The organism is Bacillus sp. AMCV2, from assembly GCF_056033925.1.
This window is the reverse complement of the sequence record NZ_JBVYIB010000002.1, coordinates 1,109,368-1,121,880: the sequence shown is the minus strand read 5'-3', so window position 1 is coordinate 1,121,880 and position 12,513 is coordinate 1,109,368. Positions and strand designations below refer to the sequence as shown.

General features: G+C 45.0%; 14 protein-coding genes and 1 pseudogene. 9 read left to right on the top strand and 6 right to left on the bottom strand.

What is annotated here, in order from left to right; genetic code table 11:
* Positions 1-74: 74 nt before the first annotated feature.
* From AC0OMA_RS05915 to AC0OMA_RS05905, 3 genes are all read right to left on the bottom strand, one after another.
* A complete protein-coding gene (locus AC0OMA_RS05915; RefSeq protein ID WP_327844235.1) occupies positions 75-1,574 on the bottom strand; it encodes a monooxygenase in 1,500 nt (499 codons plus the stop codon).
* Positions 1,575-1,753: 179 nt separating this feature from the next.
* Entirely contained in the window at positions 1,754-2,260 is a 507-nt protein-coding gene (gene lepB, locus AC0OMA_RS05910) for a signal peptidase I (protein ID WP_003233128.1), read from the bottom strand.
* Between the two features lies 1 nt (position 2,261).
* A complete protein-coding gene (locus AC0OMA_RS05905) occupies positions 2,262-2,885 on the bottom strand; it encodes a TVP38/TMEM64 family protein (RefSeq protein WP_010886465.1) in 624 nt (207 codons plus the stop codon).
* 151 nt (positions 2,886-3,036) lie between these two features.
* Here AC0OMA_RS05905 and AC0OMA_RS05900 point away from each other — a divergent pair, with 151 nt between their 5' ends.
* From AC0OMA_RS05900 to AC0OMA_RS05890, 3 genes are all read left to right on the top strand, one after another.
* Positions 3,037-3,399, top strand: a complete 363-nt coding sequence (locus AC0OMA_RS05900) for a YhjD family protein (protein ID WP_474221964.1) — start codon at positions 3,037-3,039, stop codon at positions 3,397-3,399.
* A gap of 207 nt (positions 3,400-3,606) precedes the next feature.
* Positions 3,607-3,807 carry a DUF3311 domain-containing protein gene (locus AC0OMA_RS05895; protein ID WP_003224377.1) on the top strand — a complete coding sequence of 67 codons (201 nt, stop codon included), beginning with the start codon at positions 3,607-3,609 and terminating at the stop codon, positions 3,805-3,807.
* A complete protein-coding gene (locus AC0OMA_RS05890) occupies positions 3,804-5,273 on the top strand; it encodes a sodium:solute symporter family protein (protein WP_063334996.1) in 1,470 nt (489 codons plus the stop codon). Before AC0OMA_RS05895 ends, AC0OMA_RS05890 begins: the two co-directional genes overlap by 4 nt.
* A gap of 43 nt (positions 5,274-5,316) precedes the next feature.
* Here the strand turns inward: AC0OMA_RS05890 and AC0OMA_RS05885 are convergent, their stop codons facing one another.
* A complete protein-coding gene (locus AC0OMA_RS05885; RefSeq protein ID WP_015483052.1) occupies positions 5,317-5,586 on the bottom strand; it encodes an excalibur calcium-binding domain-containing protein in 270 nt (89 codons plus the stop codon).
* Positions 5,587-5,803: 217 nt separating this feature from the next.
* Between AC0OMA_RS05885 and AC0OMA_RS05880 the strand changes: the two genes are divergently transcribed.
* Positions 5,804-6,703: an SDR family oxidoreductase gene (locus AC0OMA_RS05880; protein ID WP_063334995.1), complete on the top strand. Its 900-nt coding sequence runs from the start codon at positions 5,804-5,806 to the stop codon at positions 6,701-6,703.
* Between the two features lie 46 nt (positions 6,704-6,749).
* Here AC0OMA_RS05880 and comK read toward each other — a convergent pair whose 3' ends face one another.
* Positions 6,750-7,328 (bottom strand): competence transcription factor ComK, encoded by a 579-nt coding sequence (gene comK / locus AC0OMA_RS05875; RefSeq protein ID WP_015483050.1) that lies wholly within the window; start codon positions 7,326-7,328, stop codon positions 6,750-6,752.
* Positions 7,329-7,620: 292 nt separating this feature from the next.
* Here comK and AC0OMA_RS05870 point away from each other — a divergent pair, with 292 nt between their 5' ends.
* Positions 7,621-7,854, top strand: coding sequence for an IDEAL domain-containing protein (locus AC0OMA_RS05870; protein ID WP_003233142.1), 234 nt, complete (start codon positions 7,621-7,623; stop codon positions 7,852-7,854).
* Positions 7,855-7,881: 27 nt separating this feature from the next.
* Here the strand turns inward: AC0OMA_RS05870 and AC0OMA_RS05865 are convergent, their stop codons facing one another.
* Positions 7,882-8,739, bottom strand: coding sequence for an SDR family oxidoreductase (locus AC0OMA_RS05865; protein WP_015483049.1), 858 nt, complete (start codon positions 8,737-8,739; stop codon positions 7,882-7,884).
* Between the two features lie 111 nt (positions 8,740-8,850).
* Here AC0OMA_RS05865 and AC0OMA_RS05860 point away from each other — a divergent pair, with 111 nt between their 5' ends.
* The 4 genes and pseudogenes from AC0OMA_RS05860 to AC0OMA_RS05845 all read left to right on the top strand — a co-directional run bounded on the left by AC0OMA_RS05860 (position 8,851) and on the right by AC0OMA_RS05845 (position 12,512).
* Complete coding sequence (locus tag AC0OMA_RS05860; protein WP_268549576.1) at positions 8,851-10,380, top strand: FAD-dependent oxidoreductase; 1,530 nt, start codon at positions 8,851-8,853, stop codon at positions 10,378-10,380.
* Between the two features lie 54 nt (positions 10,381-10,434).
* A pseudogene (locus tag AC0OMA_RS05855) lies at positions 10,435-11,061 on the top strand (protoglobin domain-containing protein); the annotation flags it as partial.
* 240 nt (positions 11,062-11,301) lie between these two features.
* Positions 11,302-11,817 carry a methyl-accepting chemotaxis protein gene (locus tag AC0OMA_RS05850; protein ID WP_416720726.1) on the top strand — a complete coding sequence of 172 codons (516 nt, stop codon included), beginning with the start codon at positions 11,302-11,304 and terminating at the stop codon, positions 11,815-11,817.
* 134 nt (positions 11,818-11,951) lie between these two features.
* Positions 11,952-12,512, top strand: coding sequence for a biotin transporter BioY (locus AC0OMA_RS05845; protein ID WP_181218742.1), 561 nt, complete (start codon positions 11,952-11,954; stop codon positions 12,510-12,512).
* Position 12,513 lies beyond the last annotated feature (1 nt).

Sequence of the window (12,513 nt, the reverse complement as noted above, 5' to 3'; positions counted from 1 at the left end):
GGTTTTCCATCCTTTTTCATTCGATTGTTTCTTCTATCATACCGTTTTGTTACAGATGAAACAATCGAATTGAATTATACTCGGCTGGTGACGGAAAACCAGCGGCTGATCCCTTTTTGAATCACCTCGGCACAATCGGGCGCTGATGCATCCACCGCCCAGGCTACATGTCCATCAGGACGAATCAATATGGTATGCACATCCCGCAACTTTTCATTCGGTTCTGCAAGCGAGGCCGTTACCGTACGTAAGCCTTTCACTACGATATGATCATCAGCTTCCTGCCTCAATGACAGCAAAACGAATGTCCCGTTTTGGAGAAAGCTGTACAGCCGTTCCGAATTGCCGTCGGAAAGAATCAGCTCCATGTCAGGGAGCCTTGCCCCGTTCAAACGATTCGGCGGCATGGTACGATCAGCTTCATATCTGACATCGAGTGCAGAAATTTGCCCTGCTACATATCGATTCACATCAGGGAAGGCCAGCAGCTCCGACATCATGCTTCGCAAATGGAGGCCTGCTTGACTGAAATCGATCAGCTTTGTCTGTGCCTCTGTGTTTCTGAGGAGCCCTTCAGCTGCCGGATGCCGCTCGTCATGGTAGCTGTCCAAAAGCCACGAAGGCGCAGAGCCTTTGATGGCCGCCGCCAGTTTCCATCCGAGGTTCATTGCATCCTGAAGGCCGACATTCAGCCCTTGCCCGCCCGCCGGAAAATGAATATGCGCGGCATCACCCGCAAGAAAGATTCTGCCGTCCCGATACCGGTTCGCTTGGCGCGCGGCGTTCCCGAACCGCGACATCCACGAAGGGTCGCTTAAACCAAAGTCAGTTCCGCAAATTCGCAGGAGGTCAGCTTTCAGCTCTTCCTCAGTCACAGGCACATCTTTCGGCGTTTGCGTGCGATAAGGGCTGATCACAACGACACGATATCGGTCTGAAGATAACGGAACAATCATAACACCGCCCTCTTTTGTGCAAAGGGACAGCACGCCTGACGGCGGCGGAGAAAGGAGCACCACATCCCCAAGCGCAGCGGTGACAGTGCTGTCTGTTCCCGGAAACTCAATTTTCGCCTGTTTCCGGACGGTACTTCCGGCGCCGTCTGCCCCAACGGCAAACTTGCTTGTGATCGTCCGTACACTGCCGTCCAGATCCTTAAAGATCGTTTGGACCGTTTCCCCGTTTTGCGTAACCGCCAGCGCCTCGGCACCCCGAAACACCTCTGTTCCCAGGCTTCGTGCATGATCTTCAAGAAGCTTTTCTGTTTTTGACTGCGGGAGCAAAAGCGTGTAAGGACAGCTCGTATCCAAGCCTGAAAAATCCAGACGGGTATCCAGCATTGAAAAATGTCCGGAAGGTATCTTGCTTCCCTTGGATACGAACCGCTCTAAAATCCCTCTCATCTCAAGGAGCTCCAGCGTTCGGGGGTGCAGCGTCAACGCCTTGGAATGCGGAACAGGTTTTTCAAGCCGTTCAATCACACATGTTCCCACTCCGGCCATCGCAAGCTCAGAAGCCAGCATAAATCCTACCGGCCCTCCTCCTATAATCACTGCTTCATATTTCATCATCATTCACCACTCCTTTTGTTTCATACAAAACGAACAAAATCTAATAAAAACAACTCATAATCAAAAAACAACCGTTTTTTTGTTACGTGCGTAACAATATTGATTATAGCTCCTTACAAATTTTTCTTCAACACATTTTTCCAAACGGCATACAAAAAGACGCCTCTTCCATTAGCGTCTTTTTATTCGGCATCAGAAATCACACCGACAATATTTTTTTCTCTTATCGGACCAAAATGCCGGCTGTCGAAGCTGTATATGCGATTATCTCCAACGACAAAATATTTTCCTTTCGGCACCTTGCTTGTTCCCGTCACATCTTTCAAAGAAAAATCACCCGTTACATGGCTGCCGGCAGAAACAGATTTCAAATGCTTCAAAAATGGCTCAGCAACCTGCTTTCCGTTCACATACAGCTGATCATCTTTATATTTGATCGTTTCACCGGGCAAGCCGATTACCCGTTTAATCAGCACTTTATGATCAGGGCCTTTAAAAAGGACGATGTCAAAACGATGGATGGTTTTAAATCGATGCGAAAATTTATTGACCAACAATTCGTTTCCTTCCTGGAAGGTCGGGTTCATACTGACGCCTTCTACCTTGTAATCAATAAAGACAGCATTTTTAACCTGAATGGCGAGAACAACGGACACTACACCGGCAAGAAACCAAAACCGTTTTTTCATGTTACTGTCTCCCTCCATCATGCTCACGCTGACTGGCTCTTACATGCAGATACCGCTCCACCTTTTTGCCGACATACCATAAGACAGTGATCACCAATACGGCGATGACCGTTCGAATCGGCTGTGTAATCAGCGCGTGCAGATCATATCCGATGAAGCTGATCATAAAAATCATGACAAGCTTCCCCGAGGCTGCCGCCAAAATAAACGGCCGCGTTCCGATCCTTGACAAACCGGCAACAACATTCACCGCGGCTGACGGTGTAAATGGAAAACAAAGCAGAAGAAACATGGGACCGAAGCCGTGTCTTTCCACCCATAACATCAGCTTTCTGACAGACGGATGACTGCGGATAAATCCAAGCAATTTTCTCTGTCCGTATTGACGGACAATCAAAAAGACGAGAATGGAACCAGCAGTTGATCCCGCCCAGGACAGGATGAATCCTTCCCACAAGCCAAACGAGTTCGTATTCGCCACCACAAACACGATCAGTGGCAAAAACGGGAGAAATGCTTCAATTAAAGGCAGCAGCACAGCAATGAGCGGACCGAAAGCCCTATAGCTTTGAAATAATTCAGTTAAATGTTCTTGTGTCAAATAGGATAAAAAATGCTCCAACATTTATACTCCTTACCAGGTTTGTCTATCCTTATTCTACACATTATCAGCAGAAAACTAAAAAGTTTTGGTGATTTTTTCTGTCTTGAAACATTTCACCAGCCGATATAGAATACAAATAGAACAAACGTTCCCTTAGAAGGAAGGAGTCAACATGCCAAATCTGCAGGAGGAAATATACGATTTAATTGAACGGGCTCTCTTTTTGCCCATGGCCATTACGATTTTTAACCGTGATCTCGCCGGAATTGAAGAAAGCACATTAAAATTGAAGCATCCTTATAAACAGCTTATCAGCGAATCATTAAAAATAGCACAAAAGGATTTGATGGAAGTCAGAAAAGAACTGAGGAAAAGAAAAATTGCAATCCGCAAGACGGAACGCGATGAGGCCTTTACGCTCTATACATTTGTCATCGACGGTTATGAAGAAAACCACCGCTATTTTAATCCGCGAATCCGTGAGCAGGTCAGCGAATTATTAACATACTATCTATTTGCCCCAGACAGACTCTGAGCCTTTTGAATCATACTGCCCGTTCCCTCTTCGGGCGATTCAGAGTATTAATTTCAGACAATTCACACTATACAAACAAAATAAATTTATTTATAATTCGAACCACAGCCTTTCACCCTAAAAAGTGACATGTACTGCCATATCTGCGACATCATTTTCAGTACGCTTGGGCTTGTACACCCCATTCCTAAATAGAAGGAGGATTCTATGAAACTGATTCACGTTCTTGCCGCTTTGCCCTTTATCGGAATCTTACTCGGCATCCCTTTTGCAAATAAGGTGACCCCCTATGTGTTCGGCATGCCGTTTATTCTTGCCTATATTGTGATGTGGGCTCTTTTGACCTCTGCGCTGATGGCGATTGTATATGTCCTCGACAAGGAAAATAAAAAGGAGGAAGCAGAATGAATGCAGCACTCATCATCATTTTCGGTGTCCTGCTCTTGAGTATTTTTCTCGGTATACGCGCCCAAAAAGGAAAAGACATGAACCTGGAGCAGTGGACGGTCGGAGGGCGCGGCTTCGGAACTGTTTTCGTCTTCCTTTTGATGGCAGGCGAAATTTATACTACTTTTACGTTTCTCGGCGGCAGCGGCTGGGCCTACGGAAAAGGCGGTCCAGCCTTTTATATCATCGCCTACGGATGTCTGGCCTACATCCTTTCTTACTGGCTTCTTCCGGCAGTTTGGACGTACGCGAAACAGCATAAACTGATGTCGCAGTCTGATTTTTTCACAAAAAAATACAACAGTCCGCTGCTCGGCATTCTCGTTTCACTGGTCGGCATCGCCGCACTCATTCCCTATCTTGTACTGCAGCTGAAAGGCCTCGGGCTGATTGTATCGGAAACCTCGTACGGCAAAATCACCCCGACCGCCGCCATCTGGATCGGCGCTGTTTCCATCACGGTTTATGTTATGGTTTCAGGCATTCACGGGTCTGCCTGGATATCGGTTGTGAAGGACATCATGATTCTGGTTGTCGTTCTGTTTTTAGGTGTGTATTTGCCAATTCATTACTACGGCGGATTTCAAGACATGTTTCAGCAGATTGAAACGGCAAAGCCTGGCTTTCTTACGCTCCCCGAATCGGGACAAAGTGTGGCCTGGTTCAGTTCAACCGTACTCTTGACAGCGCTCGGGTTTTACATGTGGCCTCACACGTTTTCCGCCTCGTATTCAGCTGAAAATCCAAAAGTCTTTCGCAAAAACGCCATCATCATGCCTTTGTACCAGCTGGTCCTGCTCTTCGTCCTTTTCGTCGGCTTTGCGGCTATCCTGCAAGTTCCAGATCTGAAAGACGCAGACGGGGATCTGTCGCTTTTGAGACTGTCTCTGCAAACATTTGACCCTTGGTTTGTCGGAATTATCGGTGCTGCCGGACTGCTGACAGCACTTGTGCCAGGGTCTATGATCTTAATGTCCGCCTCCACGCTGTTTGCAAAAAATGTGTACAAGGTAATCGCGCCCCGCACGACAGAACAGCAAGTATCGGCTCTTGCTAAGTTTTTAGTGCCGGTGATTGCGCTGATTTCGGTGTATTTTACCTTCAAAGGCGGGAATACCATCGTTACGTTGCTTTTGATGGGCTACAGCCTTGTCACACAGCTATTCCCCGCCCTTTTGTTCAGCCTGTTCAAGCATAATATGGTGACAAAGCAAGGAGCCTTCGCCGGCATTATTGCAGGTGTCGGAGCAGTTACTTATATTACAATGACGGAAACGACCATCGGCACTTTATTTCCGGCGCTGCCGCAAGCCGCAAAAGACTTGAATGTAGGCATCGTCGCCCTGCTTTTGAATATCACGGTCATGATGGCAGTCAGCCTTATGACAAGGAAGGCGAAAAGCGCTGCGGCCGATCAGGCAGCTTAAGCAATAGAAAAAGCAATCTGGACACCAGATTGCTTTTTCTTATTTACCGTTCACAGGCGATAAGATCTTTATCGCGGTCTTTCTTTTTATTGGCATCATAAAGGTCCTTAGAGACGTAAGGCTTGTACTTTGTTTTTCCGCCTTTGTTTTTCGCCTTCGAAGTGCGGGCCACTCCGCCTTTGTATACTTTGTTTAACTCCTTGCAGTTCTTATAAACCTTCACCTTTGTTTTGGCTTCCGCCACATGGTCAGCTCCGTATGAAAAACCGAAAACGAGACCGAGTGACAGCAAAATCGCCGCCGCTTTTTTCATGACGATTCACTCTCCCAATACCCAATATTTAGTTGATTTATAGCTCGAATTTATCATAATTCATATAGCCTTATTTGACAAGATAAATATGGAAGAAGGCTTTGTTTTTTCTTGTTTTCTTTGGTCCTTCAGTGTTCAAACTGCCAACACATGTTTTTCTGCTTATGCTCAGGGGTACACATACGAATGTACACCAAACAGAAAAGGAGCGTTGCTGATGTCTGATTCAAATCTTACGAATCCTATAAAAGCATTTTTTCATGATGAATTTCCCGAACAATATCAAGAACCGCCAGGCCTGCAAAAGAACATGAAGCCTGTCCCTGATTGCGGAGAAAAAAGCTACAAAGGATCAGGTAAACTAACGGGTCGAAAAGCACTTGTCACGGGCGGCGATTCCGGTATCGGCCGCGCTGCCGCGATTGCTTACGCCAGAGAAGGTGCCGATGTGGCCATTAACTACTTGCCCGAGGAACAGCCAGATGCTGAAGAGGTAAAAGAACTGATTGAAGCAGAAGGCCGAAAAGCAGTGCTGATCCCCGGAGATTTGAGCGACGAATCCTTTTGCCAAGATCTAGTCAAACAGTCGCATCACGAACTCGGCGGACTTGATGTGCTAGCGCTCGTTGCAGGCAAACAGCAAGCGGTCGAAAACATCGAAGATCTGCCTACTGAACAAATCTATAAAACATTTGAAGTGAACGTCTTTTCCCTTTACTGGGTTGTAAAAGCGGCGCTTCCGTATTTGCCGGAGGGAGCTTCAATTATCACAACTACCTCAGTTGAAGGCTATAATCCAAGCCCGATGCTGTTAGATTACGCAGCAACGAAAAACGCCATTATCGGCTTTACCGTCGGACTGGGAAAACAGCTTGCTTCCAAAGGCATCAGAGTAAATTCAGTTGCGCCCGGACCAATTTGGACACCGCTGCAAATTTCCGGCGGACAGCCGACGGAAAACATCCCGAAATTCGGACAAGGCACGCCGCCAGCTCCATTACATCGCGCTGGACAGCCAGTGGAATTGGCCGATGTTTATGTATTTCTAGCTTCAGAGAATTCAAGCTATGTGACATCTCAGGTATATGGCATCACCGGAGGAATTCCGACGGCATAGCTTTATGAAAGGAGCTGCCCTGTTCGGTCAGCTCCTTCCTATTTTTCTAATACCGTTCCCCGAGCTCACGCAAAATAAAATCATAAATCATCTTCGTCCGCTCTTCTTTCGGGTACAGCATAAATTCCTGTCTTTTCGGAACGCTGTGGTCGATTCTGTCTTGGAATTTGGTTCTGAGCCACGCTGTTCGGTATACCTGGTTCTCGAACGAATTATAAGAGATCGGCAGCTCCATCGTTTTCCCATTCGAAAACGTCACTTCCGTATCGTCGAATTCAGTCGCTTTGAATTCTTTTACATGCACATGGGAAATCCAGCCGCATTGGGGTCTTGTCGAAGAAAGTGTAGGGAATAAAAAGATTTGGTTCGAAGGGTCCACCATGATTGGCGGCTTGTGTGAAATTTTTGTCACTTCATAAGTTCCTGCTTTTCTTCCCGCATAGCTTGATCCAAAAAATCGGCAGCTTCTGTCGACAATTTGCAGCGGCTTCATGTTGACATAAAACACGCAATCTTTTTCAATAATTCTGGAACAGATTTTGCCGTCTATTTCTTCTGGCAGCACGGCAATTGTTGCGCCGTTCACTTCATACGATTCTAAAGGTGCGTCTGTTTTCTGACTCATATTATGGCCTCCATCCTTTTTCTGCAAAATTTATACTAATAATCTATCATCTGTTTTTGTAAAACGACAGGTTTTTTTAACATTTAAGATAAAATCATCTTTTAATGATATTTAATGGTACTAAATTACTAGTAATAAACCGATTTTACTTTCATAAGACTTGCCGGTTTACGGCATTTTGCAGGATATGTCGATAGATTGCCGAGTATTAGTTGTCTAAAAATTATAAAAATTTATTGATTTTTTCGACCGTTATCCATATACTATAAAAAAGGCATTGGGGGGATTCTTTATGAAAGAGAAAAAATCGTACACTGAGCTCATGAAGTCCCGCAACACGCAAAAAACAAAAGAATTCGATGTCACAATGACGGATATTTACATTCAAATGGTGCTCGATGAATCCTTGTATAACCGTCGGCTTGCCATGCTGACGGACCAAATTAACAAAGCCTTGGACGAAAAAGATAAAGATGCGTTTCTTACGCTCTCTAAAGAATATGCAGCGCTCAAGCAGAGCGAATAAGCCAATCCTTCAAGGATTGGCTTTTTATTATCCGTTCACAATTGTTCCGCCATTGACGTGAATCGTCTGTCCTGTGACGTATGTGGAATCGTCGCTGGCAAGGTATAGATAGCTTGGCGCCACTTCGACCGGCTGTCCCGGGCGTTCCATCGGCACGTCTGAACCAAACACTTCCACGTCTTTTGCGGCAAAGCTGGCCGGGATAAGCGGTGTCCAAATGGGACCCGGTGCCACTGCATTGACCCGTATGCCCTGCTGAACAAGCGACTGGGAAAGGGACCTTGTAAACGTAACGATCGCGCCTTTTGTCGCTGAATAATCAATCAGCGTTTTATTGCCTTTATAGGCGGTAATTGAAGCGGTATTAATAATAGAGCTCCCTTTTTTTAAATGAGGCAGCACTGCCTTTGTTAAGTAAAACATGGAAAAAATGTTTGTTTGGAAGGTTCTGATCAGCTGGTGGCTGGTGATTTTTTCAATGCTGGGCTGGACATGCTGCTCAGCTGCATTGTTAACCAATATATCAATGGATGGAAACACTTGGCTTGCCTGCGCGACCACATCATTGCAAAACGCTTCATCCCCGACATCTCCTGCAATCAGCAGGCATTTTACCCCTTCCTTTTCTACATACTGCTTTGTTTCCTCGGCGTCCTGATGTTCATTCAAATACACAATGACCACATTAGCCCCTTCTTTTGCGAATAACACCGAGACAGCGCGTCCAATCCCGCTGTCTCCTCCAGTAATAATAGCGGTTTTGCCCTCTAATTTTTTCGCTTTCTTCGGCTTATCAAAAACCGGACGCGGGTCCATGAGATATTCAAAACCAGGCTGCTGGTTCTGGTGCTGAGGCGGTAATGTTTTCTTTTTTTGATTCGCCAATGAAATCACTCCTTTTCAACCTTATTATGTTATGAACAATGCCTGCTTCCTATGTATGAAAAGATAGAATATGGAAAAATTAAGAATAAATCTGATTGGAGGTATAACGGCTTGGCTAATCAACATTTTGCAAAGGAAGCACCTGAAACATACTGGAAAACATCAACTGACCTGCCTTCTTTTCCTGCGCTTCAAGAGGACACTGAATGTGACGTCACCATTATCGGAGGCGGGATTACAGGAATCACAACGGCATATGAACTTACGAAGAGAGGCTTCCGTGTCGTTTTGATTGAAGCAAATCAGGTTCTTAACGGAACCACTGCGCATACAACTGCTAAAGTTACCGCACAGCATGACATGATATACGACGAATTTATCCGCAATTTCGGATTAAACCATGCGAGGCTTTATTATGAAGCAAACCAAAATGCAATTGATTACATAAAAGGCATTGTGGATGAACATCAAATTGATTGTGAATGGATCGAGCAAGACGCATATCTTTATACGGCAAATGAAAACGCTGTTCAAAAAATCCGCACCGAGCATGAGGCATACACAAAGCTCGGAATTGAAAGAGACCTTATCAAGGATCTTCCAATTCCCTTAGGTTCTAAGCTGGCGCTTGTCATGAAGAATCAAGCTCAATTTCATCCGCTTCAATACTTAAAAGCGCTTCTGGAGCAAATTGTTCAAAAAGGCGGCCGAATTTATGAAGAGACCGTTGCGCTTGATATCAAAAAAGGCGAAAGGCCCGAAGTGGTAACAAAAAGCCGGCACGCTATTAAGAGCCGCTTTATCATATGCTGTTCCCACTTCCCTTTTTATGACGGAGGCGGATTATATGCTGCGAGAATGTACTCCGACAGATCTTATGTCCTTGCCATCAAGCCGAAGATCGAGTATCCCGAGGGCATGTATTTGAGTATCGATCAACCGTCAGTGGCGCTCCGCTATACGGTTGTAAACGGTGAAAAGCTGATTCTCTTCAGCGGAGTAAGCCATAAAACAGGCCAGGGAAAAGCCATGTCTACACATTATGAAACACTAAGACAACTGGCCGAAAGCACCATCGGCATCGAAAGCATTCCATATTATTGGTCCACCCAAGATCTAGTGACGATCGATAAAATCCCGTTTATCGGGCCGATGTCGGAAAATGAGGACAATATTCTAGTAGCGACCGGGTTTAAAAAATGGGGCATGACGTCCTCAGCAGTCGCAGCTACTTTATTGTCAGACCTTGTGGAGAAAAAAGACAATCCATACGAAAGCATTTTCACTCCGTCCCGTTTCCATCTGAATCCCGGGTTGCAGAAAGTGATTTCCTACAATGCCGATGTCGCCAAGCATTTGATTAAAGGAAAGCTTGAAAAGCCTGATGTCCAATTTGAAGACATTTCGCCAGGAGAAGGGAAAGCCGTCACCATAAACGGTAGGCGAGCGGGAGCATTTCGGGATGAGACAGGCTGCCTCCATCTCGTTGATACGACTTGTACCCATTTAGGCTGCGAGGTCGAGTGGAACGACAGTGAGCATACGTGGGATTGTCCGTGCCACGGATCACGCTTTAAGCCATCTGGCGAAGTTGTAGAGGGTCCGGCCATTAAACCATTAAAACAAATAGATCTCGATTAAACCGTTCATTTTAATGAACGGTTTTTCAAATATTTTTCATCTGCAGCTTCATTCATGTTTCCCTTGGCCGATAAAAAAGAAAAAGGCTTAAAAAGCCAAAAAGTAAAAATTATATTTTTCCCAAGGGGGATCATTGTATTGTTATTTAAAAAAGACAGAAAACAAGAAACAGCTTACTTTTCAGATTCAAACGGACAACAAAAAAACCGCATTCAGCTCACAAACAAACATGCAGATGTCAAAAAACAGCTCAAAATGGTCAGGTTGGGAGATGCTGAGCTTTACGTGTTAGAGCAGCTTCAGCCACTCATTCAAGAAAATATCGTATGCATCGTTGATGCGTTTTATAAAAACCTTGACCATGAAAGCTCATTGATGGATATCATTAATGATCACAGCTCAGTTGACCGCTTAAAACAAACGTTAAAACGGCATATTCAGGAAATGTTTGCAGGCGTTATCGATGATGAATTTATTGAAAAGCGTAACCGAATCGCCTCCATCCATTTAAGAATCGGCCTTTTGCCAAAATGGTATATGGGTGCGTTTCAAGAGCTTCTTTTGTCAATGATTGACATTTACGAAGCGTCCATTACAAATCAGCAAGAACTGCTGAAAGCCATTAAAGCAACAACAAAAATCTTGAACTTAGAACAGCAGCTTGTCCTTGAAGCGTTTCAAAGCGAGTACAACCAAACCCGCGATGAACAAGAAGAAAAGAAAAACCTTCTTCATCAGAAAATTCAAGAAACCTCTGGATCGATTGCCAATCTGTTTTCAGAAACAAGCAGATCAGTTCAAGAGCTTGTGGACAAATCTGAAGGCATTTCTCAAGCATCCAAAGCCGGCACTGTAACATCCAGCACTGTTGAAGAAAAGTCGATCGGCGGAAAAAAAGAGCTAGAAGTCCAGCAAAAACAGATGAACAAAATTGACACAAGCCTTGTCCAAATCGAAAAAGAAATGGTCAAGCTGGATGAAATCGCGCAGCAAATTGAAAAAATCTTCGGCATCGTCACAGGCATAGCTGAACAAACAAACCTTCTCTCGCTCAATGCATCTATTGAATCCGCCCGCGCCGGAGAACACGGCAAAGGCTTTGCTGTCGTGGCAAATGAAGTACGGAAGCTTTCTGAGGACACGAAAAAAACCGTCTCTACTGTTTCTGAGCTTGTGAACAATACGAATACACAAATCAACATTGTATCCAAGCATATCAAAGACGTGAATGAGCTAGTCAGCGACAGTAAAGAAAAAATGACGCAAATTAACCGCTTATTCGATGAAATCGTCTACAGCATGAAAATCAGCAAAGAGCAATCAGGCAAAATCGACGTCGATCTGCAAGCCTTTCTTGGAGGGCTTCAGGAAGTCAGCCGCGCCGTTTCCCATGTGGCCGCTTCCGTTGATTCGCTTGTCATCCTGACAGAAGAATAACCATCAAAAACCGGTCTGCCATACGGCCGGTTTTTTTGCGTTCATTATGTAAACTTAAATCAAAAATCAGTTGACATAATAATTACCTGCATTTATTGTATAACCATATTTGATTACTGTTTGGAGGATTTCACATGCTGAAATTAATCGACATGATGCATATTGCTATTTTCACCGCACTGATGGCAGTGCTCGGCTTTATGCCCCCTCTCTTCTTTTCCTTTACACCTGTTCCGATTACATTGCAAACGCTTGGTGTCATGTTGGCAGGCAGCATCCTCAGGCCAAAGTCTGCTTTCTTAAGCCAGCTTGTCTTTTTGCTGCTCGTCGCCTTCGGAGCGCCGCTGTTGCCCGGCGGACGAGGCGGTTTTGGTGTGTTTTTCGGACCGAGCGCAGGCTTTTTGATTGCTTATCCCCTCGCTTCATTGCTGATCAGCTTAGCCGCTAACAGGCTGCGGAAGGTGACAGTATTGCGTCTCTTTTTCACTCATATTGTATTCGGCATCATCTTTATTTATCTGCTTGGTATACCGGTACAAGCTTTTATCATGCATATTGATTTGTCACAGGCCGCCTTCATGAGCCTTGCATATGTGCCCGGTGATTTGATAAAAGCGGCTGGATCTGCATTTCTGGCGATAAAAATCACTCAAGCCTTGTCTCTTTCTGATACGATGTTTACGAAAGGAGGCTGAT

Coding starts and splice junctions, on each gene's coding strand:
- AC0OMA_RS05915 (WP_327844235.1), bottom strand. CDS start 1,574: ATGATGATGAAATATGAAGCAGTGATTATAGGAGGAGGGCCGGTAGGA.
- lepB (WP_003233128.1), bottom strand. CDS start 2,260: ATGAAAAAACGGTTTTGGTTTCTTGCCGGTGTAGTGTCCGTTGTTCTC.
- AC0OMA_RS05905 (WP_010886465.1), bottom strand. CDS start 2,885: ATGTTGGAGCATTTTTTATCCTATTTGACACAAGAACATTTAACTGAA.
- AC0OMA_RS05900 (WP_474221964.1), top strand. CDS start 3,037: ATGCCAAATCTGCAGGAGGAAATATACGATTTAATTGAACGGGCTCTC.
- AC0OMA_RS05895 (WP_003224377.1), top strand. CDS start 3,607: ATGAAACTGATTCACGTTCTTGCCGCTTTGCCCTTTATCGGAATCTTA.
- AC0OMA_RS05890 (WP_063334996.1), top strand. CDS start 3,804: ATGAATGCAGCACTCATCATCATTTTCGGTGTCCTGCTCTTGAGTATT.
- AC0OMA_RS05885 (WP_015483052.1), bottom strand. CDS start 5,586: ATGAAAAAAGCGGCGGCGATTTTGCTGTCACTCGGTCTCGTTTTCGGT.
- AC0OMA_RS05880 (WP_063334995.1), top strand. CDS start 5,804: ATGTCTGATTCAAATCTTACGAATCCTATAAAAGCATTTTTTCATGAT.
- comK (WP_015483050.1), bottom strand. CDS start 7,328: ATGAGTCAGAAAACAGACGCACCTTTAGAATCGTATGAAGTGAACGGC.
- AC0OMA_RS05870 (WP_003233142.1), top strand. CDS start 7,621: ATGAAAGAGAAAAAATCGTACACTGAGCTCATGAAGTCCCGCAACACG.
- AC0OMA_RS05850 (WP_416720726.1), top strand. CDS start 11,302: ATGAACAAAATTGACACAAGCCTTGTCCAAATCGAAAAAGAAATGGTC.
- AC0OMA_RS05845 (WP_181218742.1), top strand. CDS start 11,952: ATGCTGAAATTAATCGACATGATGCATATTGCTATTTTCACCGCACTG.